Below are 26,090 nucleotides of genomic sequence, written 5' to 3'. Positions count from 1 at the left end.
ATCTCCTCGGCGCCAGGGCCCGTTGATCTTTGTAACTACCAGTATTAGTGGCGATTAAAAAATCAGCAAAACCTATGTTTGTGCCAAGCCAGTCCTTTTGAGGGCTGGCTTTTTTTTGCATGTCATTCTGGTTTCACGCACCAAAAATAAGCGACGGTCCGTTTAACACAGCCCATTTTAATGCATAAAAGGCGGGCGTTAATTTTTAAGGTATTGAAAAATAACATTTTTATCTCTGGCACAGCTTATGCAATATCCTTGTCGTTGCCATACAAAGAAGGAGGCCACAACAATGGGATACTTAGTTGATTTTTTCTATTTGATGAAAGAGTTATTCAAGCTGCTTTTGTTGGTGTTGATTTCTCCCTTAGGTTTAATGGCTGGTTATCTTTTCAGCTGGGAATAATCGGAACAACGACTAATTGAGAGTCAGACTATGATAGTCAATCCCACCATTGCAGGTGCATTATCGGTAGCAGCATGTTTTGCTGCTACCAGACAATTTACCCTGAATTTCCGTGATAAACGGCGTACTGAACTTGCCATTTCACAACTGGTTCATTTAAAACAGTTAATTGATTTATCTCAGCAGCATCGCGGCACCAGCAGTGCTGTCTGCGCTGGAAATGCTTCCCTGGTCGGCAAGCTGACCTTCCTGCAACAACAAATCGATCAATTCATTCTCGGTGCTCAAAACACCGAAATGCAAACGCTACCGCAATGGCAATCGTTTGTAGATCACTGGCCGCGGCTGAAAAAGCAGGTACTGGATCGCAATCTGACTCCTCATCAGGTTATTCGTCAGCACAATGCGATGATCGAAGGCCAATTGTCTTTGTTTGACGATCTCAGCCGTTTGTACAACCTTCATCATTTTATGCTGGATAACATCACTCGCTTATCCGAAATCTGTCTGGACACTCTCAGAGCTGCTGAAATACTCGGCCAAATGCGTGCCGTTGGATCGACCCTGTGTGCCCGAGGTCAGGCAGGGGGCACCGAAACGATGATGTTGTCTTTCCAACGTTTAACGGCAAACAGCAGAATAGGCGAATTACTCAGGGAAACTGCCGGAATACGCAATAAAGACCTGGTAGGGATTCTGGCTGGTCAAAATGGCAAAATCGAACGAGATACAGATTTATTATTACAGATCATTGATCAACAAGTGCTGATTGAAGGTTCGATTACCTTATCAGCCGATGAATATTTTAAAACGGCCACCCGTGCCATTGATACGGTACTCAATGTGTTTTCTCTTATCATTAACTATGCTGCGGATAATCATGCGAAACTCAACTGACATCATGACACAAAATTTTAATTCCACATTGGTGTGCGATCGTTCAGATATAGCACAGCAATTAGTCGAACAATTGAGTGGCACCATGTTTGAGGTGACCAATCAATCGGCTTCCCTTCCTAAACTGGCCATGAAACAACTCGAATTTACCGGCATGTTCATTCTGGCCGTTCGTAATTGCGATAGTGACATGATGGCGCTTGTCGATATGTTACTCAGACAACAACCGATGCCAGTGATTATTTTCACCGATGTGTATGACGCGCAGGTTGAAAAACAGGCTATTGAGCTTGGCGTCAGTGCATATGTGGTTGATGGTTTACAACCGCACCGGGTCCTGCCGTTACTGAGCACTGCACGAAATCGTTTCCAGCAACAACAGACGATGCGTGAACAGGTGCAATCACTGGAAACCAAACTGGCGGAACGCAAGATTATTGATCGTGCCAAAGGCGTATTGATGCAACAGCGTCAGTGCAGCGAGGACGAAGCTTATCGTTTATTACGCACCACAGCGATGAACCAGAACATGCGTCTGGGGATGTTGGCGAAACAGGTGTTGGCTACGGCGAACCTGCTGGAAACACATCCTCATACCTGAATGAAATAAAGCTGTCTGCTGCTGCACCATCTGGGTGCCAGACTTTTTGTTAAGCCCCAAAGCGACGCAAGTTGAAACTGAGTTTTAGTAAAGCGATTTAATAAGTGACTGAAATTTATAAATTTTTAAATAGGTATGTAATTGGCATATTAACTGCAAATGGGACAGTGGGATCTGTTGTTTCATAGCCATCTTTGTTCTTGGCTAAGGTCCTGGAACAATCCAACGCAGGATTGAAAACCGTGTCTGGAAATGATTTCCCCGGTATCGGGCAACGTCGCCGTTTTCTGTCCTCTGGCCTTGTTTTTATGATCTCCAGTAATGGAGTCATCAGACTGAACTGGCCATAAAAGTTGGAGCTTTTTATGTCTTTACCCAAAGTAAATTCTCATTCCATACGCCGCTGGTTATCTGCCTTTGGCATCCTCGGTGTTATCAGTTTTTCCACAAATTCACTGGCAGCTCCGGGCGAGCTGGAAAAAGAAGATCTTCGTCTCGGTTTTATCAAGCTCACCGATATGGCGCCCCTTGCAATCGCCTATGAAAAAGGCTTTTTTGAAGACGAAGGTTTGTACGTCACCCTGGAAGCCCAGGCAAACTGGAAAGTGCTGTTGGATGGTGTCATTAATGGAGCACTTGATGGCGCCCACATGCTTGCCGGACAACCCCTTGGTGCGACGATTGGGTATGGAACCCAAGCCGATATCATTACGGCCTTCAGTATGGATCTCAATGGTAATGCGATTACGGTTTCCAATAATGTATGGGAGCAGATGAAACCGCATATTCCCACGGCAGAGGATGGCAACCCCCAGCATCCGATCAGTGCTGAAGCTTTAAAACCGGTTATTGATAGTTACAAACAACAAGGTAAGTCGTTCAATATGGGCATGGTTTTTCCGGTCTCTACCCATAACTATGAATTACGTTACTGGCTGGCAGCTGGCGGCATTCACCCAGGCTATTACGCACCACATAAAGGTGACAGTAGTGGTCAGCTTAAGGCAGAAGCCTTGTTATCGGTAACCCCTCCACCTCAAATGCCGTCGACGATGGAAGCAGGAACCATTGAAGGTTATTGCGTGGGCGAGCCATGGAATCAGCAGGCAGTATTTATGGAAATCGGGGTACCGGTGATTACCGATTACGAAATCTGGAAAAATAATCCAGAGAAGGTGTTCGGTGTCAGTCAGCAATGGGCTGATGAAAACCCCAACACTCATATTGCATTAGTAAAGGCCCTCATCCGTGCTGCACATTGGCTGGATGCTGAGAATAATGCCAATCGTCCTGAGGCCGTTGAAATACTTTCACAAAGTTATTATGTCGGTGCTGATTACGATGTCATTGCCAACAGCATGACCGGCACCTTTGAATACGAAAAAGGTGATAAACGCGAAATCCCCGATTTCAACGTGTTTTTCCGTTATAACGCGACCTATCCTTATTACAGTGATGCCATTTGGTATCTGACCCAAATGCGTCGTTGGGGGCAGATATCGGAAGCCAAATCGGATAGCTGGTATACCGATATGGCCAAGAAAGTTTATCGTCCAGATATTTATCAAATTGCAGCAAAAGAATTGATTGAAGAGGGCAAGTTAGCTGCAGCAGATTTCCCGGATTTCTCCTCTGAAACGGGTTTTAAACCGGCTCAAAATGAGTTTATTGATGGCATCGAATTTGACGGGTCAGCACCCAATGCTTACCTGGAAAAATTTGCCATTGGCCTGAAAGGAGAGGAGCAGGTGGATTAATCCACCTGCTTTTCATAAAACTGACAAAGATGGACTCTTATGAACGATAAACTCATATATTTTCTGGAAATAACGGGGCTCAACTGGTTCGTCCCACTGGCGAAAATCGCTGGTGGGGAACCCGTTGGGTTTCAATTTCAACAGCTAGTTAAAATGATTGGTTTGCCGTTGGTGGCAATGCTTGCCTTTCTGTTTTTCTGGCATCTGGCTGCTGCCAAAGTTGATACCAGTCTTGGCCAATTGCCCGGACCAGTCCAGGTATGGGAGCAGGCCAAGGTGCTTAATGAAGAACATCAGGCAGAACGTCAGCGTGAGACCGATTTCTATCAGCGTCAGGAACAGCGGAATGCGGACAAACTGGCGAAAAATCCAGAGGCCGAAATTAAAGTTAGGGACTTCAATGGAAGACCCACTTTTATAGATCAGATATGGACTAGTTTGTTTACCGTATTTGTCGGTTTTCTGCTGGCCAGTCTGATTGCGATTCCGATCGGTATCGTCAGTGGTTTGAGTCAGAATTTGTATAACGCGATAAATCCACTGATCCAGATTTTCAAACCGGTATCACCCTTAGCCTGGCTGCCCATTGTGACTATGGTGGTCAGTGCGGTATATGTTTCAGCCGATCCCATGTTTTCCAAATCATTTATTACCTCGGCCATCACCGTCATGTTGTGTTCATTGTGGCCCACCTTGATTAATACTGCAGTTGGCGTGTCATCTATTGATCGTGATTTGCTCAATGTGGGCAAGGTATTGAGGCTGGGGTATTTCACCACTGTGTGGAAAATCGTGATTCCTTCTTCCATTCCGATGATTTTTACCGGGTTGAGAATTTCGCTGGGGATCGGCTGGATGGTGTTAATTGCAGCAGAGATGCTCGCACAAAACCCGGGTCTGGGTAAGTTTGTCTGGGATGAGTTCCAAAATGGCAGCTCCAATTCGCTCAGCCGGATTATGGTCGCGGTATTGGCCATTGGTCTCATTGGCTTTGCATTGGATCGCATTATGCTCACATTGCAGAAATTTTTCTCATACGACAAAACAGCAACTATTCGCTAGGAGCAGACAATGGAAAGTTATTTAAATATCGATCATGTCAGCATTGATTTTCCAACCGCCAATGGTCCATTTAGGGCGTTGGATAACGTGAACATCCAAATCAGCAAAGGCGAATTCGTCAGTATTATTGGTCACTCCGGCTGTGGTAAATCCACTGTGATGAATATTGTCGGTGGTTTGTATCAAGCCACTGAAGGTGGCGTTATTCTGCAGGGCAAAGAGGTGAATGAACCTGGTCCGGATCGCGCCATCGTGTTCCAGAATCATGCCTTGTTTCCCTGGCTCACTTGCTATCAAAATGTCGAGTTGGCAGTAAAGTCAGTGTTTGGTAAAACCCGTAACCGGCAACAGATTCGTGACTGGACATTACACAATCTGGAATTGGTGCATATGACCCATGCCAAAGACAAACTTCCAGCGGAAATTTCAGGTGGCATGAAACAACGTATCGGTATCGCAAGAGCGTTAGCGATGGAGCCAAAAGTATTATTAATGGATGAACCATTTGGTGCGTTAGATGCCTTAACCCGGGCGCATTTGCAGGACTCGCTGATGGAGATTCAGTCGGATCTGAATAACACGGTCATTATGATTACTCATGATGTGGATGAAGCCGTGTTGCTGTCTGACAAAATCGTGATGATGACTAATGGCCCGGCGGCCAGTATTGGTGAAATTCTGCAGGTAGATCTCCCCAGACCAAGACAAAGACTGGACCTAGCTGACAATCCTGATTACAACCATTACCGTTCTGAAGTGATTAAATTTTTACATCAAAGGCATGCCAGGAAGGCTGCCTGATGCGTTGAAATGAGCTAAATAAGACGCGTTGGCATGGATGCAAGTGTGAATCAAACCTGCTCACGTTGGGCAGGTTTGATAATTAACAAAACTTCTCGGTGAATTGGCCGCTATATTATGTTGAACACAGTTGCTTTCCAATCAGAATTTAAAGGTATGCCAATGCAGCAGATGCATGATGCTGAACAAACCAGTCTATATGTGACGGCTGATTATCATCATTTAACGTTGAGCAGTCATTTTCAGCCCATTTTCAGCATTTCGCATCGTCGTCCTGTTGGCTATGAAGGGCTGATTCGCGCGGTCGATACCGAAAAACAACCCCATTCACCAATGGAGCTGTTGGCAATACCGCAAACCGGTGTCGAAAATCTGTCTCTGGATCGATTATGTCGACGGTTGCATATGCACAATTTTGCCCGTCAGCCGAATGGTGAAGCCTGGTTATTTCTAAACCTTAATTCACAATGTCTGGTCGCTGAGCGCCCTGATGCCGGCTTTATGAATGCGTTATTTGAGCAGACCGGAATTTCCCCACATCGGGTGGTTATTGAAATTCTGGAAAGTGAAATTGATGATCGTCAATATTTACGCAGTTTGATCCGCCATTTTCGGGATTTGGGTTGCCTGATAGCGATTGATGATTTTGGTGCCGGGCATTCCAATTTTGATCGTATCTGGGAACTGGAACCGGACATCGTAAAAATTGATCGCAGCATGATCCATGGTGCGGGAACCTCGAGCCGGGTTGAGCGAATTCTGACCGGCGTCGTATCACTGATACACGAAGCCGGCAGCCTGGTGGTGATAGAAGGGGTGGAAACTGAACGAGAAGCACTGGTGGCTATAGCGGCTAATGCCGATATGGTTCAGGGCTTCTATTTTGCCCGACCGCAGCAACGCATCTCGCAAAATAGTAAATTTGCTGAAGATATTGATCATTTACTGAAAATTCAGCAACGTCAGCGCTTTAAAAACAGCCATCAAATGAATCAGGATTTCAAAAAGATAGAAACGCTGTTTCGTCAGGCCATCAGTGAATTTTCCATTACTAATGCCTTCGATACCAGCACCCTTATTCTGTTTCAGGAAAAGCGAGCCGTACGCTGTTATTTACTGGATGAAGTGGGTTATCAGATGGCCAGAAATGTCTATTCTCCGAATTACCAGCAAAAAATGGACACGCGTTTTACCCCGCTTTTGTCAGGTGATAATGCTAATTGGTCACACAAACACTATCATTTCAGAGCCATTGAACATCCCGGCGAAATGCAGCTAAGTCGACCCTATCTATCCGTCGCTGACTCCAGAATGTGCATCACGGTCTCCCAGACGGTAGTGGTGCATAACAAGCTATATGTATTTTGTTGCGACCTGGACTGGCAGGACGATTAACGCTGAAAATCCTCAGCGGATAACAAGGGGGGCGGGAATGTTTGAGGTAATCAGTAAGTACAGACATTTTTTGTTGCCACTCAGTCTGGTGATCATCTTTGATATCACGTTACTGGCAATGAATTATCGTATTTCGGTTCAGCTGGAAGCCTCCTCAATCAATATCAATATTGCCGGTCGACAACGCATGTTGTCACAGAAAATGACCAAATCACTGCTGTTAATGCATTATCAGCAGAATCAGGGACTCAATACCGACGCGGCCTTTGAGGAACTGATGGAGGCCATGTCCTTATTCGATCAAACTCTGAACGCCATGATTAACGGTGGTGAAACACTTAGTGCCGATAGTCAGCTTATCCAGGTTGAACAATTCAAGGAAACCGTAATACAAACAACACTGGAGCAGTCGGTTGCGTTGTGGAAACCCTTATATCTATCTATTCAACAAATGCAACTTAATGATTCAGCGTTGGAGCAACTGGTGAATGCCATGGTGGCTGATAATCTGCAGTTACTTGCTTTGATGAATAAATTAACCAATCAACTCGAAGCTTCTGCTAAACGCCAAACATATTTGTTAAGAGGATTACAGAGCATTATTGTGATTTTGATTCTGTTGTCATTTGCTATGGCAATAAATCGTTTGATTCGTCGCGAGCAGTATTTCAGTAAGCTGATGGAAAAAAGCTCTGATATCGTTATCGTCATTAATTCTGCCAGCGGTAATATCACTTTTATAAGTGCATCAGTAAAATTATTGCTGCAACACGAAGAGCGGTATTATCTCGGCCAACCTTATCATCGCTTGTTTGATCAGGAATCAGCGACCCGCATCTCACATTTGTTGTTATTGGCCAAAAAATTTCGGCCTTTGCCTTATAGTCGCTGTGAAGTACAGCTGGTAAGGGCTGACAATGAATTAATTGATGCCGAAATGTTACTTCAACTCAATCGTAGTGAAGATGGTCGCACCATCGAACTCAGCGGTGATATTCGCGATATTACCGAACGCAAACAACTGGAGCTGGCGCTTACCGAAATGGCGCATAAAGACAGTTTGACCGGTCTGGCCAATCGGGCCCAGTTCAGCCTGCTGGCAGAACAGGCCATTTTACAGGCACAGCGCAAGGGGACTTCGCTGGCGATGATGTTTATTGATCTGGATAACTTCAAATCCGTCAATGACGATTGTGGCCATCATGTGGGAGATGCCTTATTGATTGAGGTAGCCCAACGCATTGGTCAGCGTTTACGTGCCTCAGATACCGTATTTCGTATCGGCGGCGATGAGTTTGTCGTGCTGCTAAGTGATGTAGATAATGATAGGCATTTACAAACGGTAGGCGATAAAATCATTGCCACACTTTCCGAAAAAATGGTGATTGATAACTGCCCTTGTCAGGTAGGAGCCAGTATTGGGATCGCCCGTTATCCTGAGGATGGTGAAAACATTGATGCCTTGTTAAAAGCCGCCGATGAAGCGATGTACCGGGTGAAACAGTCAGGTAAGAATGCTGTGGCCTTTGTCGCCTGACAAACTGCACAGCCATGGTGCAGCAAGAATAGTTGTGGTTTAAATAAGTGCATAAGATACCTGTTTAAATAATAAGTAATTAACAAAATCAATAGCTTACAAGTTGGCATAATTCCCGCTTTAGACGGTGACCAATGTTGGTCAAACGTTCTGAAGTGAGAACACAATGTCTGCCTCAAATTTAAAATTTTTATCCTTCAGCGGTAACAGCCGCATTTTACATCTCAGCTGGATGGCCTTTTTTATCAGTTTTGTGGTCTGGTTTAACCATGCACCATTACTGGTTTCAATTAAAGAAACACTTGGCCTCACCGACCAGCAAGTTAAAACCCTATTGATTTTGAATGTCGCCCTGACCATTCCTGCTCGGATTGTGGTGGGCATGTTAGTGGATAAATACGGCCCCAAAATCATGTATTCATTGCTGCTGGGGATTTCCAGTATGTTGTGTTTCTTTTTTGCGATGGCCGACAGTTTTGAACAAATGGCCTTAGCCCGTTTTATGCTGGGTTTTGTCGGTGCCGGGTTTGTTATCGGTATTCGAATGATTTCAGAATGGTTTCCAGCCAAACAGGTTGGTCTGGCGGAAGGCATATACGGCGGTTGGGGGAATTTCGGTTCAGCTGCAGCGGCGATGAGTCTGCCGACAATTGCGTTGATGTTTGGCGGTGAAGAAGGTTGGCGTTATGCGGTTGCTTTAACTGGTTTGATTGCATTGATTTATGCGTTTATCTATTACAACAGCGTTTCTGATACGCCGAAAGGGTCAACTTATTTCAAACCGAAAAAATCTGGGGCGATGGAAGTCACCAGCAAAGGCGACTTTGCCTTATTAATTTTGATGACTCTGCCGATGTATGGCGCTTTGGCACTACTGGCATGGAAACTGTCACCAAGTGGGGTCTCATTACTGACTGAGTCGGTGACCTTACTGATTTATGCTGGGCTGGTGCTGTTGTTTTTGTACCAGCTATATCATATCTATCAGGTCAACAAATCTATATTTCATACCCCAGTTCCGGAAATTCATCGCTATAAATTCAAGCAGGTCGCGGTGCTGAATCTGGCCTATCTGGCAACCTTCGGTTCTGAGTTGGCGGTGGTGTCGATGTTACCGCTATTTTTTAGTGAAACATTTGATATTACTGTTGTTCAGGCCGGGCTATTGGCATCTGGTTTTGCCTTTATGAATCTGGTTTCGCGTCCAACCGGTGGTTACTTCAGTGATAAGCTGGGTCGTAAACTGACATTAACTATTTGTCTGGCAGGTCTGGCTGTGGGCTATTTTGTTATGGGCCTGATTACGCCCGAATGGTTTATTGTGTTAGCTGTGTTGGCAACCATGTGCTGTTCGTTCTTTGTTCAGGCAGGTGAGGGCGCGGTTTTTGCTGTGGTGCCTTTAGTACAACGTCGTCTGACCGGACAAATTGCCGGGATGGCAGGTGCTTATGGTAATGTCGGTGCATTGTTATTTTTAACAGTTTTGTCAGTGGTTTCAGCGCAGTTATTTTTCTGGGTAATTGCCGCCACCGCTGTTGTTACCTTGATCGTAGTGCAATTTATGGATGAGCCGCGTGGCCAGATGGCAGAAGTGTTGCCGGATGGAACCGTGCAAATGATCGACGTTCATTAAACGGGATCGAGATCATGCTGAAAGTCCGTTGCGGACAATACTCGCGGGCCGGGGTAAAAGCAGAAAATCAGGATGCGATTGGTTTTTATGCCCCGGAGAATAGCTTGCTGCTGGAAAGTAAGGGTGCCATCTGTGCGATTGCCGATGGTATCAGTAGCAGCGAGCAGGCTCGCGAGGCCAGTCATGCAGCCATCACCGGATTTATTGCCGATTATTACAGCACACCAGATACCTGGTCGGTCAAACAATCCGGTGGCAAGGTATTAACGGCGATTAATGTCTGGCTGTGTGGGCAGAGTCATCAGTTTCGGGAAATGTCACGGGGTTTTGCCACTACCTTTTCGGCGGTGATCATCAAATCGGTTACCGCACATCTGTTTCATGTCGGCGATGCCCGAATCTATCTTTTTCGTAACAATACGCTGGAACAACTGACCCAGGATCACCGGATAAAACTGGATGAAGGAAAAGAATATCTGGGCCGGGCGCTCGGTGTCGATTATGCACTGGAAATCGATTACAAGAATCTGGCCGTTGAGCGCGGTGATGTGTTTATCTTGATGACGGATGGCGTTTATGAGTTTGTTGCCGACAATGTCATCAAACAGCAGTTAAGTGATGATGTTGATCCTGAGCAGTGTGCCAAAGACTTGTGTGAGTTAGCGCTGCAAAACGGCAGTGGAGATAATGTAAGTTGCCAGGTTTTTTGTATTGATGAGTTGTCTGAACCGAAGCCGGATGAAGTTTATGCACGATTAACGGCGTTACCGTTCCCACCAGAATTGTATGAAGGTGTCATTCTTGATGGTTACCGGGTGTTACGTGAGCTGCATGCCAGCTCGACCAGTCAGTTGTATCTGGCAATCGATACCGAAACCCAGCAGAAAGTGGTATTGAAAACCCCTTCAGTGAACTTTGAAGATGATCCCGCTTATCTGGAACGCTTTCAGTTGGAAGAATGGATTGGCCGAAGAATTGACAATGCTCATGTAGTTCGCATCGTTGAGCAACAGCGTTCCCGGCGTTTTCTTTATTATGTGATGGAATATGTGGTGGGAAAAACCCTGCAACAGAAATTGGATGATGAAGGGCCGCTTAGCCTGAATGAAGTAAGACAGATACTCCCACAGCTCATCTCTGGATTACGGGCTTTTCACCGACTGGATATGCTGCATCAGGATCTTAAACCCGGCAATATCATGCTGAGTGATGAAGGGATCATAAAAATTATCGATTTTGGTTCTACCCGTATTGCGGGTATTGCCGATGTGGCCTCGCCAATAGAACGCAAAAAACTGCTGGGAACCAAAGAATTTACCGCACCGGAATATTTGCTGGGAGAGCAAGCGGGGGTGCAGGCCGATCAGTTTTCTTTGGGTTCGATTATTTACCAATTGCTGAGCGGACAGTTACCGTACGGAAAGCGTTTCGAAAAACAGATGAATCGTCAGCAATTGAGTCGCCTGAATTATCAGTCTTTGACATTGGTTCGAACGGATATTCCTGTGTGGGTTGATAAAGCGATAGAAAAGTCCGTACAGCTTAATCCACAACGACGCTATGAAGCCTTATCCGAACTGCAGACGGACCTGATAAAACCCAACCCGGCATTTTTACAAACTGACTATGTGCCGTTGATTGAACGTCATCCGGTGCGATTCTGGCAAACCTGTGCAGCTTTGAGTGTGTTATTTAATCTGCTATTGCTTTATCTGTTGGTGGGGTAGCGTAGCAGGCTCTTTCGAATTATATCCATATCTGGTTTGAATCGGATCGTTAAAAACCAAAAAGCCGGGACGAATCCCGGCTTTTTGAAGAGCTTAAACAAGCTTTATTTAATAGGCAGAAAATACAGTTTTCCGGCTTTCATATCGGGCATCAGGATATGTTTACCATCGGCTGATAAAGCAATATCAGCTGCGGCTTTATACTCGTCGGTGATCAATTGTGGCGTAGCTTTCGCTTCATTTAACTGCCATACCTTGCCGTTATTCCAGTCACTGATATATAAAAATCCATCAGTATCCCGAACCAGACCGTCTGCACCCCCAAAACCACTGTTCACTTTAGTGGCTTTAGCGGAGTTAATATCAAGTTGAAACAAGTCACCAGTGCCAAAATCAGCTACTAGCATCTTGTTATAGCCATCCATTAACAAACCGTTGGGACGTTTGATACCGGAATTTTGCTTGATGATTTCAGTTACCTTGCCTTCGGCTGTGACTTGATAAATACCGGCATCTTTGCCGTTATCGTCACCACTGTCGGATACATATACATTGCCATGGCCGTCAATTTCGACATCATTTAGAAACACTGGTTTACCTGGAAAATCACCTGGTTTAACCATCACTTCGCTTTGACCATCCAGACTGATTTTCACCAGTTGATCAACATCGGCCACATAAAGCGTGTTGTTAAACATATCGATGCCTTTGGGATCATTGAGGCCGTCGACTAGCGTTTCAGTGCTGCCATCGGTGTTCACAACAGTGACTTTACCATCACCATTTTTACCAAATTCACCGATTTCAGTGACAAACACCCGACCATCCGGATGGGCGATAGCTGATTCCGGCATCATCAGATTTTCTATCGTGTTGTTGCCATGTCTTGTGCTGGTGGTTTGAGCATCACTCTGTTCTTCACCGTAACTGACCCGGTAAATCACGCCATTAAAATCATCAGAGACAAGCACCGAGCCGTCAGGTAATTGCAGGACATCCGTAGGACGGCCCCACGCTTCACCATCATTTAACCATCCATCGATAAAGGTTTCATGACCACTGACTTCATTGTTTGCATCAAATGTGACACGCATTAACTGATAGCCAACCGGTTCTGTGCGGTTCCATGAACCATGCTGGGCAATGATGACATCTCCTTTGAAATCTTCCGGGAACATGTTGCCGGTATAAAATTTCATGCCCAGTGCAGCAGTATGGGCCTGAAATTCAGCGACCGGGAAGGTGACATCTTTGGGCGGTGTTTTATCGGCCCAGTCTTCATGACGTTCTTTACCGCCGGCATAGTAGGGGAAGCCAAAGTGCATGCCTTTTTCAGGTGCAGCATTTAATTCACCCGGTGGAATGTCATCACCCATCATATCGGTGTTGTTATCAGTAAAATACAATGTTCCGGTGTCCGGTTGGAAATCCATACCGACAGAATTACGAATACCTTCAGCATAGATTTCAGCATCACTGCCATCCGGATTCATCCGGATAATGGTGGCTTCCTGACCTTTTACATCGCAGATATTACAGGGGGCACCGACAGTGACATAGAGTTTGCCATCGGGTCCAAAGTCAATATAACGCCAGCCGTGATGCGCTTTATCAGGCAGATCTTCATAAATCACTTCGCGCATTTGCTTAAAGGGCAGGGTCAGATCAAATCCAGGCGCTGCATAGCGAGCAATACGGTTTTGTTCGGCAATATATAAGTTGCCCTGATACATGGCGACACCGTTACCGACTTTAAGGTCGTCAAGAATAGTGACCACTTCATCGGCTTTACGATCTTTATTGCGATCCACTACTGCATAAGCTTTTTGGCCACGTGTACCGACAAACACTGTACCAGTGGACTGGCCCAGTGCCATTTGCCTTGCGCCTGGCACTTCGGCATAGACTTCAACTTTAAAGCCATCAGGTACATTGAGTTTATGCAGGTTTTTTTCGACATCAGCTGCATCGGCGAAGCTAGCAGTGCTAATTAAACCAAGCGAAGCAAGGGTTAAGGCACTTAGAGTCTTGAGGTTAAACTTCATTGGATTCCTCCATTGTGAAAAGCATTAGTTTTTTGAAGTGGTGACAATGATTTTGCCAATTTGTTGGTTGGATTCCATGTACTGATGTGCAGCAACAATGTCATCCAATAAAAAGGTTTTGGCAATAATCGGTTTGAGGTGGCCGGCAGCCAAGCCTTTTTCGATAAATTCCACACCGCGTTGTAAACGCTCGGCATTCTGGCTGATTTCAAACAAGGTATATCCGCGAAAGGTGAGGCCTTTTTCCAGGGCTGTAAATAATGGAAAAGGTGTGGCCTCAGTACTTAACGCACCGTAGACGAAAATTTGTGCGAATCGTCCACACGCGTTGGCTAATTCATTTAATGCTGGTCCGGCGACAGGATCAAACACCATCTCCGCACCTTTACCACCCGTAATCAGCTGTACCTGCTCGGTTATTTGCTGGGATTCACTGACAATAACATGTTGGGCACCATGTTCAAGCAACATGGACTTTTTAGCCGCTGTACGAGTAATTGCTACTGGAATGGCACCAACCTGATTCGCTATCTGAATGGCGGCCAGACCGACACTGCTGGATGCCGCAGGAATCAGTATTGTCTGTCCTTGGGTTAACTGCCCGATATCAATCAATGCACCCCAGGCGGTAAGATATTGCATCCACACAGCCGCTGCTTCATTGTCAGACATACTGGGTGGTTGTTTAACGATAGCATGAACCGGTAAAACAGCTTTTTCAGCATAGGTACCGTATTGATTCATTGAAAAAGCTGGAATCACATTAACCTTATCGCCGGTTTTGAACTGGCTGACATTGGAACCTACCTGTTCGATGATGCCTGATGCCTCGTATCCGAGTCGTGCAGGAAGCTCGGGTACTTCCAGATATTGGCCACTGCGAAACATGACCTCAGCACGATTCAGACCCACGGTGTTAATTTTGAGCAACACTTCGTCGGCTTGAGGTGCGGATATCTCCATATCGTCCAGTTGTAAAACTTCAGGTCCACCTGTCTGATGGAAACGAGCAACTTTGCTCATAAAAGAACCCCCGGTAAATGTGAGAATATGGCTATCGGTTAATCAATACGTTTGTAAAAACGATATCGATAAAAGCCTGGAGTGGTGTAATGCTGGAATGCATTTTGGCGCGCAGAATTGCGCCTTGCCATCCCGATAATAAAAATTCGGAAAGTTGTTCAACATCGGCTTCTTCAGAGAGCTCGCCACAGTCGATAGCGGACTTCAGGCACAGGCCGAATTGTTGTTTCCAGCCTTCGAAGACTTGATCAAGGCGAACTCTGAAGGTTTCATTCTGGCTGGATAATTCCTGTCCCAATGTACCTATCAAATAGCCGCGTTTACACATGCCCTCACGTATTGTCGCCAGCCCGTCATCCAGATAGGCCCGAATACGTTGCAGAGGGCTTAGAGCCTCGTTGTTCAGGAAATGAGCAATTTTATCGTTATAGGCAACTGCAAACTCATCAATGATTGCCAGACCAAATTCTTCTTTACTGGCAAAGTAATAATAAAAGGAGCCTTTGGGGACGCCCGCTGTTTTCAATACCGTATTTAAGCCGGTAGGATTAAATCCATGGCTACCAATAACGTCGGTACCCACTTGAATTAATGATTGTCTTGTTTCGATGCGTGTCATATTAGACCGGTCGTCTACTAAAGTGGTCCCATAATAGACCAGTCGTCTAGTAAGTGCAAACCAGTAAATTTGATTTTAATGGCCCAGTTTTAATCGATGTTATTGGAACCTATGAATTCTTGAACTAATTTAGGCAGAAAGGTTCGTATTATTCAAAGGCTTCATGAAAATGGATTCATAATGAATATTGGAGGCAAACATGCAAATCACAAAAATGACAGGTTCGATGGCGGCATTGTTAATGAGTCTTTCATCTATGTCGGCTTATGCTGAGGAAAATGATGTAGAGACGGTGGCGAAGATTGTCGATATTCAGCATGAATTATTTAACGGACCTCATGAAGGTATGCGAGCGGTTCATGCGAAAGGTGTGGTGTTAAAAGGAGATTTTTATCCAGATGAATCTGCCTCACGCATCTCTAAAGCAGAACATTTCAATAATGATGATGCGACTCCTATCGTTGTAAGATTTTCAAATGGCACCGGTATTCCGGATATTGCCGATAATGACCCAAGGGGAATCATCAAGGGAATGGCAGTCCGGTTTAGTCTGGAAGATGACGAATACACGGATCTGGTATTGAGTTCAGTACCACGGTTTCCTGCTTCTACCCCAAAGGAATTTTTGCAGTTTATGACGGCGGTTAAAAAATCAGCAAAAAGTGAAGAATCGCCCACGCCATTAAAAAAATATATTCAGGAAAATCCAGCTGCAAAAGCCTTTGCGGAATATCCAAAACCGGTACCGGCAAGTTTCGCCGTATTGTCATATCACAGCATTAATGCATTTAAATTTACCAATGAGCTCGGCCAGTCGGTTTATGGACGTTATATTGTTGAGCCATATGAAGATGAAAAAATGCTTGGACAGAAAGTAGCCGGTGAACAGAATAACGATTATCTGATGAATGAAATTCGCGAACGTTTGCCGCGAGAACTGGTGAAATTTCATCTAAAACTGCAAATTGCCAATGAAAATGATGAAGTGGATGATGCCACGGTTATCTGGCCGGAAAGTCGTGAAGTGGTTGAGTTAGGAACCATTGTTATAGAAGCGGTTAAAGGTAATGCATTGGAATATGAACGCAAAACCATGTTCAACCCACTGGCTTTGCCGGAGGGTATTGAACCTTCAGATGATCCTATATTACTGGCTCGCCCTGCAGCCTATGCGGTCAGTTTTCAGCATCGTGCAGAATAAAATCCAAATGATTCTTTAAAGGAGCAATATGAGTAACACACCCACCACATTGAGAGATATTGTCGGCCTTGGCCATCAGCCGGCCCGTTTAAGTGATTCAGCACTGATCATGGTTGATTGTCAGAATACCTATCGTGTGGGAGTTATGCAGCTCACAGGTGTAGAAAAAGCTATTATTGAAGCCAAAGCTTTGCTGGAACGTGCAAGGGCGTTAAATATCCCTGTCATTCATATTCAACATGATGGTGGCATGGGCTCACCTTACGATCTCACTACGGATATTGGCCAGATTTCCAATGAGGTGGCACCTAAAGACGGGGAATACGTTATTACCAAAAACTTTCCCAATGCGTTTGTGCAAACTGAATTGGATGAAAGGCTGAAAGCGCTGAATATTGAAAATATTGTGTTGGCAGGATTTATGACACATATGTGTGTAAATTCCACAGCGCATGGCGGATTTAATCTGGGGTATAAACCAACTGTTGTGGCCAGTGCAACAGCAACCCGACCGCTTCAGGCTGCGGGTGGCAAAGTTATTTCGGCTGAGCAGGTTCAGGATGGTGCGATTGCTTCAACTCGAGATTTATATGCGGCAGTAGTTGATAGGGTTGCAGATCTGCCTGATTAAAAACTCCATAGAAAGCCCGCCGGTAATCAATACTGGCGGGCGTTGTTGACTGATCAGTCTTCAAAAGGAACTGGAATTGGTGTGTCAGCAGTAGACGGTGGCAATTGTGGTACGGCAAATTTGGGTTGGTCACCCGTCAAGGTTTTCAAAAATGCAGTTATGTTTTGAATGTCCTGTTTTTCCAGTTTCTGCCCCAGCTGCAGTCTGGCCATCACATCGACGGCATCTTCCAGTTTCCAATAGGCACCGTCATGGAAGTAAGGGTAGGTCAACTCAACATTACGTAAAGTTGGCACTTTGAAGGAGAAGCGGTCGGCATCTTTACCGGTCACTGCAATACGTCCTTCAGCCGGGTTTTCGGTCTGGTAGGATTCCATAATCCCCATTTTCTGGAATGAACTGCCACCTACAGCAGCCCCGTTATGACAGGCCACACAACCGATTTCTTTAAATTTCTGATAACCGGCAATTTCAGTGTCAGTCAAAGCATTGTCATTGCCTTTAAGCCAAAGATCAAAGCGAGAATTAGGAGTGACCAGGGTTTCTTCAAAGGCCGCTATGGCATTGGTAACCTGATCCAGAGTAATCTCATTGCTGCCATAGATTTCATTGAATGCAGCAACGTATTGTGGAATCGAACGCAAAACATCAATGGCCAGAGAGTGGCTAAAAGCCATTTCCATCGGATTAGCAATTGGTCCGGCAGCCTGTTCCTGTAAATCGGCTGCCCGACCATCCCAGAACTGGGCCAGATTCATACTGGAATTGAGTACGGTGGGAGAGTTGATTGGGCCTTGCTGCCAATTATGACCAATGGAAGTCGGCAAGTTATCACTTCCACCCATACTGAGGTTATGGCAGGAATTACAGGATATGAAACCCGAGCGGGAGAGTCTGGGGTCAAAAAAAAGTTTTTTCCCGAGTTCAACTTTGGCGGGTTCGGTAATAATAAACGGCTTTATCGGTTTGATGGGCTCGTTTCTAAGATTATCTGCCAACACAGGGGATATATTTAAAAACGTTATAAGTCCTACCAGTAGTGTTTTATACATTACTTACCTCACTTATCTGATTAACAACAGGTGTTGATAATTTGATTGTAGGGAGACTTACTTATTTGCTGTAGGGTTATCGGGCTTTGATTTGATCTGGATCATAAGATCCAATTTACGGGATAAATAATCCTCGCTCGATAGTAATTGTTATCATAACTAAAAATAATCAAGAGAGAGAAAACCATGCCTTTAAAACACGTCATCTGGTTGGGGGGGCTTTTAACTATATTATCCCTGCCAGTTTTAGCAAAAGAGATTGAGTGGCCCGTTTACGGTGGTGATAATCTGCACCAACGGCACAGTAAGCTGACGCAGATTAACAAAAGTAATGTTATGGGGCTGGTTGAAGCATGGGAGTTTGATACCGGTGTAAATGAGACTTTCCAGGCGACACCGGTGGTTCAGGATGGTGTGATGTATGTTTCCTTGCCATTTAATGATGTGGTTGCGCTGGACGCTGCGACAGGTAATCAGTTATGGCGCTACGAACATGATTTAGATGAAGATTATCCCATTTGTTGTGGTCCTGCGAATCGCGGTGTGGCTGTTGCAAATGGAATGGTTTTGACCGGCACTATTGATGCCAGACTGATTGCACTGGATGCCAAAACAGGCGAAAAACGCTGGGATAATCGTGTTGTTGATGAAAACAGTGGTATTCAGGAAGATGTCAGCACGCTCGACGATACGGAATTGGGCAGTGTATCCGGCACCTCCGGAGCGGGTATCAATATGGCACCGATGATTTATCAGGATACAGTCATTATTGGTATTACTGGTGTGGGATATGGTTTACATCTTGATGCTACAGACTCTGATTCACCTTTGGGCGCTGTCGTCGGGATAGCCGGGAAATATGGTCGACGCGGTTTCATGGCTGGCTATGATATTGAAACCGGTAAACAGAAATGGCAGTTTGATACCATCAAGGCTGAAAACTGGGAAGGTGATTTTGTTACCAAAACCGCTGATGGGGTGAAATTACCGCGCGATATTGCAAAGGAAAAAGCCTCGCTGGAACAGCATAGCGACGCCTGGCGCTATGGTGGTGCTTCGGCATGGAGTACGCCAGTTATCGATCCTTACACTGGCATCCTGCATTTTGGTACTGGTAATCCTTCACCGCAAATGGAAGGCTCATCCAGACCAGGAGATAATCTTTACAGCAGTTCACTACTGGCACTTGATGCCAACAGTGGAGATTATCGCTGGCATTATCAACAAGTCCCCCATGACAGCTGGGGATACGATGTGGCTAGTCCCCCGGTTTTATTTGATATTACAATCCAGGGAAAACCTACCCCCGCCATTGGGCAAGCCGGTAAAACCGGCTGGTTTTATGTGCATGATAGACGAAATGGTAAGTTTCTCTATAAAAGTGAAGCCTTTGTCCCGCAAAAAAACATGTTTGAACTTCCCAGCAGCGAAGGCACGGTTATTTATCCTGGTGTAATGGGCGGGGCAAACTGGTCTCCCGTTTCAGTGGATGCTCGCAGACGTTTGGTATTTATTGCCGCCATTCACTGGCCGGTGGAATATAAATTACACAAACAGGCCGCCAAGGATGGAGAAGAAGCGGTGCGTTATTCTTCAATGTCTCCGTTAAATACTCCTGAAAAACATGGTTTATTAACTGCAATTGATTTGGATAGTGGGGAAATAGTCTGGCAGGTCAAAACTGAAAATCCATTAATAGGCGGCGTTTTAAGTACAGCCAGTGGTCTGGTGTTTACCGGAGAAGGGAGTGGTGAACTGATGGCCTTTGATGCTGATTCGGGAGAAAAACGCTGGAGCGGTAAAACTGAAGCGGGCGTCAATGCGCCACCCATTACCTACAGTGTTAATGGTAAACAGTATATTGCTGTCGCTGTGGGTGGCAATCGTCTGTTTGGTTTTAAAACCGGACAGAAAATCAGGGCCTGGAGTCTACCCTGAAACTTTACAGGATTGATAAATCCTGATGAAAGGAGTTCAGATGGCTGAATATGCTGCATATTATGGAAACTACTTTTAGATGAATAGCATCCGAACCAGGGTGATTCTACTTTGTGTCAGTCTTATTTTACTGACGGCGTTTGCCATGCAGCTGAGCCATGGTTGGTTTATTCATAAACATAATCAGCAGCAAATTCATGAACAGGTGGCAAATGCCTCCTATTTTCTGCATCAGTACATTGACAGCCGTGAGACGAATCTACGTTACGCAACCAGAGTTATTATCCAGGATTTTGGTTTCAGACAAGCTGTTGCGACCAATGATGTTCCTACCATTACCAGCATGCTTACTAACCATGCTGGACGGATTCAGGCAGATTTGATGTTGGTGGTCAGTGATAATGGTGAGCTGATTGCAGCGAATGAATTGGATTTCCCACTTTCTGATATGGCCGATATCAATTGGCTGGCGTTTAATGGCATCAGCCAGCAGGGTCAGTTTGTGGAAATAAATAATCGTTTGTATCGTTTATTCAGCTTACCCATCAATGCACCGCATCAAGTCGCTATCAGTATTATCGCGTTTGAAATAAATGCACCCTTACTGGAAGAATTAAAGCTCAAAACCGGGTTGGATATTGTGTTTGAATCTAACCAGACAGATTTCTTTTTAACTACCCTGCAAATTCATAAAGCTGAGTTCGACCGTCTTCTACAAAAAACGAATGTGCCTGATTTGTGGTGGCAAAGATCCCAATTCTTATTGGAAGAGGTCAAGTTAAAAAGCGTTAATGACCAGCAAATACAATTATTTTTGTTGGCAGATTTATCCATTTTTTATCAGGTTTTTGATCGACTGAATTATTCTCTGCTGGGTTTAACGTTATTTATTGTGATAATCAGTGTGGTGCTCAGCACTTTGCTGGCCAGACGTCTGGCAAATCCACTTTCTCATCTATACAAGGATTTGATTTACCGAGCAACTCATGATCATTTAACGTCCATTCTTAATCGTCATGCTGCTATCGAACGAATCACTGAAGAACTCGCACGCTCAACTCGTAGTGATAAAATTTATTGCGTCGCATTATGCGATATAGATAATTTCAAAAAGATAAATGATACCTATGGTCATGCTGCAGGCGACGAGGTACTGCGCCGCTTTGCAAAACGCCTGAAATCCACTTTGCGAAGCTATGATGTATTGGGACGCTTTGGAGGGGAAGAGTTTTTGGTCGCTTTGCAATTAAAACCTGAAGAGGCAACAGCATCTTTTGAAAGATTAAGATCAGTTATAGCGGATGATCCCATCCCGAGTGGTTCCCGGTTAATTCCGGTGACGATGAGTTGTGGTGTTTGCCTGCTACGGCCTGAAGAGGCTGTGCCACCGATGGATGTGATTTTGCATACGGCCGATACGGCGTTATATAAAGCAAAGAATCATGGCCGTAATCAGGTGATTTTTACCCATGTTCCTGCTTTTCCGGTTGTAGAATCTGATATTGACGATAAAGTTGAATCATAGATAGATAATGTTTTCACGCAATGGTGCCAGACGAGCAAGCAGCTGATTTTGAACACGGTGAGGTATTCCTTCAGCATCCATGGCATTAATCAATAAATCCACCAAATGATTAAAATCGCTTTCATTGATATTCATACCAGTATGGATATCGGCCATATTGTCACCGGTATATTGGCAGGGGCCGTCAGAGATCGCACAAAAGTGTTCGATGAGATTTTCACGGAATCGGCTGACGCGGGCTTCGGCGAAATAATGGAAAATCTGCTCATCCTGACCAATTTGCTGGATGAGGTTTTCAACAATATTATTCACACCTTGCTCACCACCCAGTTTATTGTAGAGCGTGGATTCTGAAGTACTAGCACAAGCGGTTAATATCAGGCAGCAAGCCATCAAAAAGCTATATTGGAATTTCGCTAACATCAAAAGTAACCTGTCACAGAAAAATAAGCCCCTTTCTGGTTTTTGGCGCCAGCAATTTCACCCAGATCAAGCCAGGCGGCCGTGACACTTATAACCTTATTGGGAAACCAGGCCACAAACACGTTAGACCAGTCATCTTCTTTTAAAGCAAGATTATCGGGTTTTTGGCGATATTCAACACCAAGGGCTAAATGGCGACCAAATAGTATAGCTGTGGATGCTTCAAGGACAATTTCACGCTGACTTCCATGTGCTGCATCACCAAAACCTAATAAGCCGGTCTGATTGGCTTCTGTAGAACGGGCCGTTACATTCCATAGCCAGTTATACCCGGCAATTGCACCAAGATGCAGTTTACTGGCAGCCAGATAAATATCGGTTCCGGAATCATCATCTGCGCCCAACAAATAGGCGACAGTAGGATCGTCAAGTTTTTTATGCTGGATCCCCAGGCTTATCTGCGGAAATTGACTATAGACAATATCGCCATAAAGTCTGGCTTTGACACCCAATACACGTTGTTTGATATCGAGGTCTAAGGCATCAACATGAAATTTTTGCTTGGCAACTGAGAATTCAATTCGGTCATAGAAAGTCGCCTGAGCGCCGCAGACACGTAAATCATAGTCATCCACATTCGCACCACTACAAAATACATTGGCGGCTATTTCATCTCGACTGCCATAACCGGCTAATTGAGCCCACGGTACAAAACCGCCACCGCCGGTCCCTTCAATTTGGGAAATGCCGGGCGTGGCGATCAACTTGCCATCTGCGGCGAAAAGCTGACTAGTGAGTGATACTGTCAGCAGAAAAAGAATAAGTCGCATTATTTTCACCTAACCAAGCAACGAGATCTTCAGCATCCCGAGGTTTACTTATTAAATAGCCTTGAACACTATCACAGCCCATTTCCAGCAGAATAGAGTAGGTCGCAGCATTTTCAACACCTTCAGCCACCACCTTTAACCCCAATGAATGGGCCAGATAGATAGTGGATCGAACAATTTTTTGATCCGTTGTAGAACTATCGAGATTGCGAATAAAACTCATATCCAGTTTGAGTTCATCGACAGGTAGGATTTTTAATTTCGATAATGATGACTGACCTATTCCGTAATCATCTACAGCAATCATATAGCCGGATTTTTTTAAGGTTTTAAGTACCTCGATACCCAGCGCTTCATCGTACATGATATCGCGTTCGGTGATCTCGATCGTGACCGAGCTGGCGGGAATATTGTAAAACTCAATCTGTGTGTCCAGAAATTGACAAAAATCCGGATGCGCCAAATCCTCTGCCGACACATTAATGGCAGCATTTAATGCCAATCCATTTTCCCGCCAATCGCTTAACTGCTTGAGTGTCTGTTTGATAACCCAGTGGGTTAACTCAACGATCAGACCGGACTGTTCGGCCAAGCCGATAAATTTATCAGGTGCAACTCGGCCTAAGCCTGGACGATGCCAGCGTATAAGAGTTTCTACGGTTTCCATTTTGCCATTTTTAAGCTCAACCTTAGGCTGGAAGTTTAAAAATAATTCAATATTAGTCGGTTGTCTCAACAGTGCTTGAAGCGCTTCAATAAGGCTTAATTCTTCTAGATGATTTTCGTCTTCACCGGGCATATAGACATGTATGGTTGTACGATTCAGGCGAGCATGATCAGCAGCAATTCTGACTCGACGAAGCATCGTTTTACTGTCATATCCATCGGCTGGATAGCAACACACCCCAGCATAAAAATGAGCGCTTAAACTGATATTACCAATTTGAAAGGGCTTATCCAGGTTATTAAGCAATGCTTCAACAACCTGTTTAGGACTTTGTCCAGGCAGCAATTGAATAACGGATAGAAACTCGATTCCTTCCAGACGTGCATTGGTTTTTTCTCCAGCTGTAGCAAACTGGTTAAGTCGTTGAGCCAGAACAGTGAGGCAGGCATCGGCAACTTCAGGCCCAAGCCGATCATTTATCTGTCGGAAATTTTGAATATACGTCGCCACTACAATACATTGACCATATTCCTGCATTGTTGCTGAAAGTGTGCTTCGCATGGTGTGGATATTGAATAAACCGGTCAATGCATCATGTCTGGCCTGCCATGTCACAACCTGTTCACGCTGTTTAACTTCTGACCCCATGGTTCTGAGGGCAGCAGCTAAATCACGGATTTCACTACTGGCCTGGCCGGGTTCCTGCCAGGCATCGTAATTTCCTTTGGCAAACTGGTTGGCGATGCCGACCAGTTTAGCGAGCGGGGTGGTTAAGGTATGTGCAATGATGGTGCTGATGATGATGGAAACCAACATCACCAATAAGACTATCAGGATGATGCGCCCAGACATCTCATCATATTGTTGATAGGTGGGTCTTAAGTCAGCTGATAAAAGAATGCTGACAGGGTTTATGCTGGTGGTCACTGGCATAAAATCAGAATTGATAAATGTAGGTCTTTCCATCCAAAACCATTCTGTGTGAGCTGAATTTATCGTCTCTATAAATTCTGAATCATTTGAAATATTTTCCAGTGTGGAATAAACCGGAACTGAATGTTTAAGCAGGGTTATGTCCAGACCGGTGAGTTGTTTGAGCTCATTAAGGTTTGTCTGATTCAGCTCAAATCCTACTAACGTATAGGCAATGGTTCTGGGGGCCATTATTGGTAACAGGATGAGCTCATAAACCCGGTCGTCCAGCATCACAATATGAGCAATGGCAGGTTTTTCCAGTAAATCTTTAACTACATAGCTCAGTAGGGCCTCATCGTTAATGATCGAATGACTACTGGAGATCAGCTTACCGGATAGATCCGTCAACAACATTAAATCAGCATTGATTCGTGCACCATGATTCATTAATACGCTGGCGATAGTATCTTTGTCGCCGGAAGCCACCGCTTGTTTAAAACCAAAGTCTGCCGTCAGTACCTGTGCCGAATTCACCAGATTTTTTTCTGTTGAGCGAATGTATTGACGCAGAATATTTTCAGCCTTAATGGTATTTTGCTGAATCTGTTGCTGATTAAACTGGTTGGCAGACCACCACGAAATAGCCTGAATGACCATTGTGGTCACCAGAACCAGTGAAAGCGCAAATAGCAGAATTTGCGTGCGTAATTTAGTGATGCCCAGGCGCACCAAAGGTATCCTCAAATGACTCACGCGGAGGTGGGGGCGCAATGTCCAACTGGACTATGTGCTCACCTTTATCATTTTGTTCAAGCTGATCTATTTCAAAATACTGACGACTTTCGGCACCATCAGTCGTATAGGGATGCCAGACACTTATCCGGGGATTCTGCTCGGTTGCATTAAATTTTGCGTAACCTTGATCAGAGGACGTCACAACCGTTTGGTGTTGTGCGATATAAATGTAGCCAATCATTGTGTCGTGAATGTTACAGCCCACTACAACCACACCGGGCTTTTCAAATTGGATTGGCTTTTCCGGTTTGTCGGCATAGAGCTTGAGTTCAAACGTTTTAGCTTCAGAAAATGAATAAACGTGATGGCGTATATTGTCGCTATTGGGAAAATCAACTGCCTGACCTTGTTGAATAACAATTTGCTCAGGGACAAACATCTTATCTATCTGATCGATAACATTGATTGAATCTACTTGACCAAAGCTTTCGGGCGAACTCAATACCTCAATTACCGCACTGGAAACAGCCTGTTGTTGTTGATCAACTATTTTCAAAGAAATGGACTCTGCTCTGGCTGTTAATGTCTGAGTTAATGTGGCGAGGCCTATGCTCACAATTAATAGGTTTGTGAATTTCAAAATTGTATTCCGAATATTAGTCTTTATCGA

General features: G+C 44.8%; 21 protein-coding genes. 13 read left to right on the top strand and 8 right to left on the bottom strand.

Annotated features, from left to right (window positions below):
• Positions 1-436 precede the first annotated feature (436 nt).
• From B3M51_RS12415 to B3M51_RS12375, 9 genes are all read left to right on the top strand, one after another.
• Positions 437-1,303 (top strand): nitrate- and nitrite sensing domain-containing protein, encoded by an 867-nt coding sequence (locus B3M51_RS12415; protein WP_292759620.1) that lies wholly within the window; start codon positions 437-439, stop codon positions 1,301-1,303.
• A complete protein-coding gene (locus B3M51_RS12410) occupies positions 1,287-1,904 on the top strand; it encodes an ANTAR domain-containing response regulator (protein ID WP_292759619.1) in 618 nt (205 codons plus the stop codon). The genes B3M51_RS12415 and B3M51_RS12410 overlap by 17 nt, the downstream gene beginning before the upstream one ends.
• Before the next feature lie 365 nt (positions 1,905-2,269).
• The gene (locus B3M51_RS12405; RefSeq protein ID WP_292759617.1) at positions 2,270-3,661 is read left to right on the top strand and encodes a CmpA/NrtA family ABC transporter substrate-binding protein; all 1,392 of its coding nucleotides are present in this window, start codon (positions 2,270-2,272) and stop codon (positions 3,659-3,661) included.
• Between the two features lie 39 nt (positions 3,662-3,700).
• A complete protein-coding gene (locus B3M51_RS12400; RefSeq protein WP_292479502.1) occupies positions 3,701-4,723 on the top strand; it encodes an ABC transporter permease in 1,023 nt (340 codons plus the stop codon).
• A gap of 9 nt (positions 4,724-4,732) precedes the next feature.
• Positions 4,733-5,524 (top strand): ABC transporter ATP-binding protein, encoded by a 792-nt coding sequence (locus tag B3M51_RS12395; protein WP_292479501.1) that lies wholly within the window; start codon positions 4,733-4,735, stop codon positions 5,522-5,524.
• A 117-nt stretch (positions 5,525-5,641) separates the two neighbouring features.
• Positions 5,642-6,919 (top strand): EAL domain-containing protein, encoded by a 1,278-nt coding sequence (locus tag B3M51_RS12390; protein ID WP_292479500.1) that lies wholly within the window; start codon positions 5,642-5,644, stop codon positions 6,917-6,919.
• A 37-nt stretch (positions 6,920-6,956) separates the two neighbouring features.
• Positions 6,957-8,456, top strand: coding sequence for a diguanylate cyclase domain-containing protein (locus tag B3M51_RS12385; protein ID WP_292759614.1), 1,500 nt, complete (start codon positions 6,957-6,959; stop codon positions 8,454-8,456).
• Positions 8,457-8,622: 166 nt separating this feature from the next.
• Positions 8,623-10,089: a NarK family nitrate/nitrite MFS transporter gene (locus tag B3M51_RS12380; RefSeq protein ID WP_292759612.1), complete on the top strand. Its 1,467-nt coding sequence runs from the start codon at positions 8,623-8,625 to the stop codon at positions 10,087-10,089.
• Between the two features lie 14 nt (positions 10,090-10,103).
• Positions 10,104-11,816, top strand: coding sequence for a bifunctional protein-serine/threonine kinase/phosphatase (locus B3M51_RS12375; protein ID WP_292479497.1), 1,713 nt, complete (start codon positions 10,104-10,106; stop codon positions 11,814-11,816).
• Positions 11,817-11,920: 104 nt separating this feature from the next.
• Here B3M51_RS12375 and B3M51_RS12370 read toward each other — a convergent pair whose 3' ends face one another.
• From B3M51_RS12370 to B3M51_RS12360, 3 genes are read right to left on the bottom strand one after another with little or no spacing between them, the layout of a single operon-like run.
• A complete protein-coding gene (locus tag B3M51_RS12370; protein ID WP_292759610.1) occupies positions 11,921-13,861 on the bottom strand; it encodes a PQQ-dependent sugar dehydrogenase in 1,941 nt (646 codons plus the stop codon).
• A gap of 24 nt (positions 13,862-13,885) precedes the next feature.
• Entirely contained in the window at positions 13,886-14,884 is a 999-nt protein-coding gene (locus B3M51_RS12365) for a zinc-dependent alcohol dehydrogenase family protein (protein WP_292759608.1), read from the bottom strand.
• A 31-nt stretch (positions 14,885-14,915) separates the two neighbouring features.
• Entirely contained in the window at positions 14,916-15,503 is a 588-nt protein-coding gene (locus tag B3M51_RS12360; RefSeq protein WP_292759606.1) for a TetR/AcrR family transcriptional regulator, read from the bottom strand.
• A gap of 199 nt (positions 15,504-15,702) precedes the next feature.
• Here B3M51_RS12360 and B3M51_RS12355 point away from each other — a divergent pair, with 199 nt between their 5' ends.
• Positions 15,703-16,704 carry a catalase family peroxidase gene (locus tag B3M51_RS12355; protein ID WP_292759604.1) on the top strand — a complete coding sequence of 334 codons (1,002 nt, stop codon included), beginning with the start codon at positions 15,703-15,705 and terminating at the stop codon, positions 16,702-16,704.
• Between the two features lie 28 nt (positions 16,705-16,732).
• Positions 16,733-17,335, top strand: coding sequence for a cysteine hydrolase family protein (locus B3M51_RS12350; RefSeq protein WP_292759602.1), 603 nt, complete (start codon positions 16,733-16,735; stop codon positions 17,333-17,335).
• A gap of 53 nt (positions 17,336-17,388) precedes the next feature.
• On the opposite strand, the gene B3M51_RS12345 is transcribed toward B3M51_RS12350, so the two are convergent.
• Complete coding sequence (locus B3M51_RS12345) at positions 17,389-18,387, bottom strand: cytochrome-c peroxidase (RefSeq protein ID WP_292479491.1); 999 nt, start codon at positions 18,385-18,387, stop codon at positions 17,389-17,391.
• A gap of 186 nt (positions 18,388-18,573) precedes the next feature.
• On the opposite strand from B3M51_RS12345, the gene B3M51_RS12340 reads away from it, so the two are divergent.
• Together B3M51_RS12340 and B3M51_RS12335 are read left to right on the top strand one after the other, a co-directional pair.
• A complete protein-coding gene (locus tag B3M51_RS12340) occupies positions 18,574-20,325 on the top strand; it encodes a pyrroloquinoline quinone-dependent dehydrogenase (RefSeq protein WP_292759600.1) in 1,752 nt (583 codons plus the stop codon).
• A gap of 79 nt (positions 20,326-20,404) precedes the next feature.
• Positions 20,405-21,850, top strand: coding sequence for a sensor domain-containing diguanylate cyclase (locus tag B3M51_RS12335; protein ID WP_292759598.1), 1,446 nt, complete (start codon positions 20,405-20,407; stop codon positions 21,848-21,850).
• Here B3M51_RS12335 and B3M51_RS12330 read toward each other — a convergent pair.
• From B3M51_RS12330 to B3M51_RS12315, 4 genes are read right to left on the bottom strand one after another with little or no spacing between them, the layout of a single operon-like run.
• A complete protein-coding gene (locus B3M51_RS12330) occupies positions 21,845-22,273 on the bottom strand; it encodes a group I truncated hemoglobin (protein WP_292479488.1) in 429 nt (142 codons plus the stop codon). The two genes, B3M51_RS12335 and B3M51_RS12330, sit on opposite strands and share 6 nt — an antisense overlap.
• The gene (locus B3M51_RS12325; RefSeq protein WP_292479487.1) at positions 22,273-23,103 is read right to left on the bottom strand and encodes a DUF3034 family protein; all 831 of its coding nucleotides are present in this window, start codon (positions 23,101-23,103) and stop codon (positions 22,273-22,275) included. The genes B3M51_RS12330 and B3M51_RS12325 overlap by 1 nt, the downstream gene beginning before the upstream one ends.
• Positions 23,063-25,414 (bottom strand): bifunctional diguanylate cyclase/phosphodiesterase, encoded by a 2,352-nt coding sequence (locus B3M51_RS12320; RefSeq protein ID WP_292759595.1) that lies wholly within the window; start codon positions 25,412-25,414, stop codon positions 23,063-23,065. The genes B3M51_RS12325 and B3M51_RS12320 overlap by 41 nt, the downstream gene beginning before the upstream one ends.
• The gene (locus B3M51_RS12315) at positions 25,395-26,060 is read right to left on the bottom strand and encodes a methylamine utilization protein (RefSeq protein WP_292759593.1); all 666 of its coding nucleotides are present in this window, start codon (positions 26,058-26,060) and stop codon (positions 25,395-25,397) included. The genes B3M51_RS12320 and B3M51_RS12315 overlap by 20 nt, the downstream gene beginning before the upstream one ends.
• Between the last annotated feature and the right edge of the window lie 30 nt (positions 26,061-26,090).

This window comes from Methylophaga sp. UBA2689, assembly GCA_002354555.1.
In the GTDB taxonomy this organism is placed as follows: Bacteria; Pseudomonadota; Gammaproteobacteria; order Nitrosococcales; family Methylophagaceae; genus Methylophaga.
The sequence above is the reverse complement of the archived record's forward strand: the minus strand, read 5'-3'. Positions and strand labels throughout refer to the sequence as shown.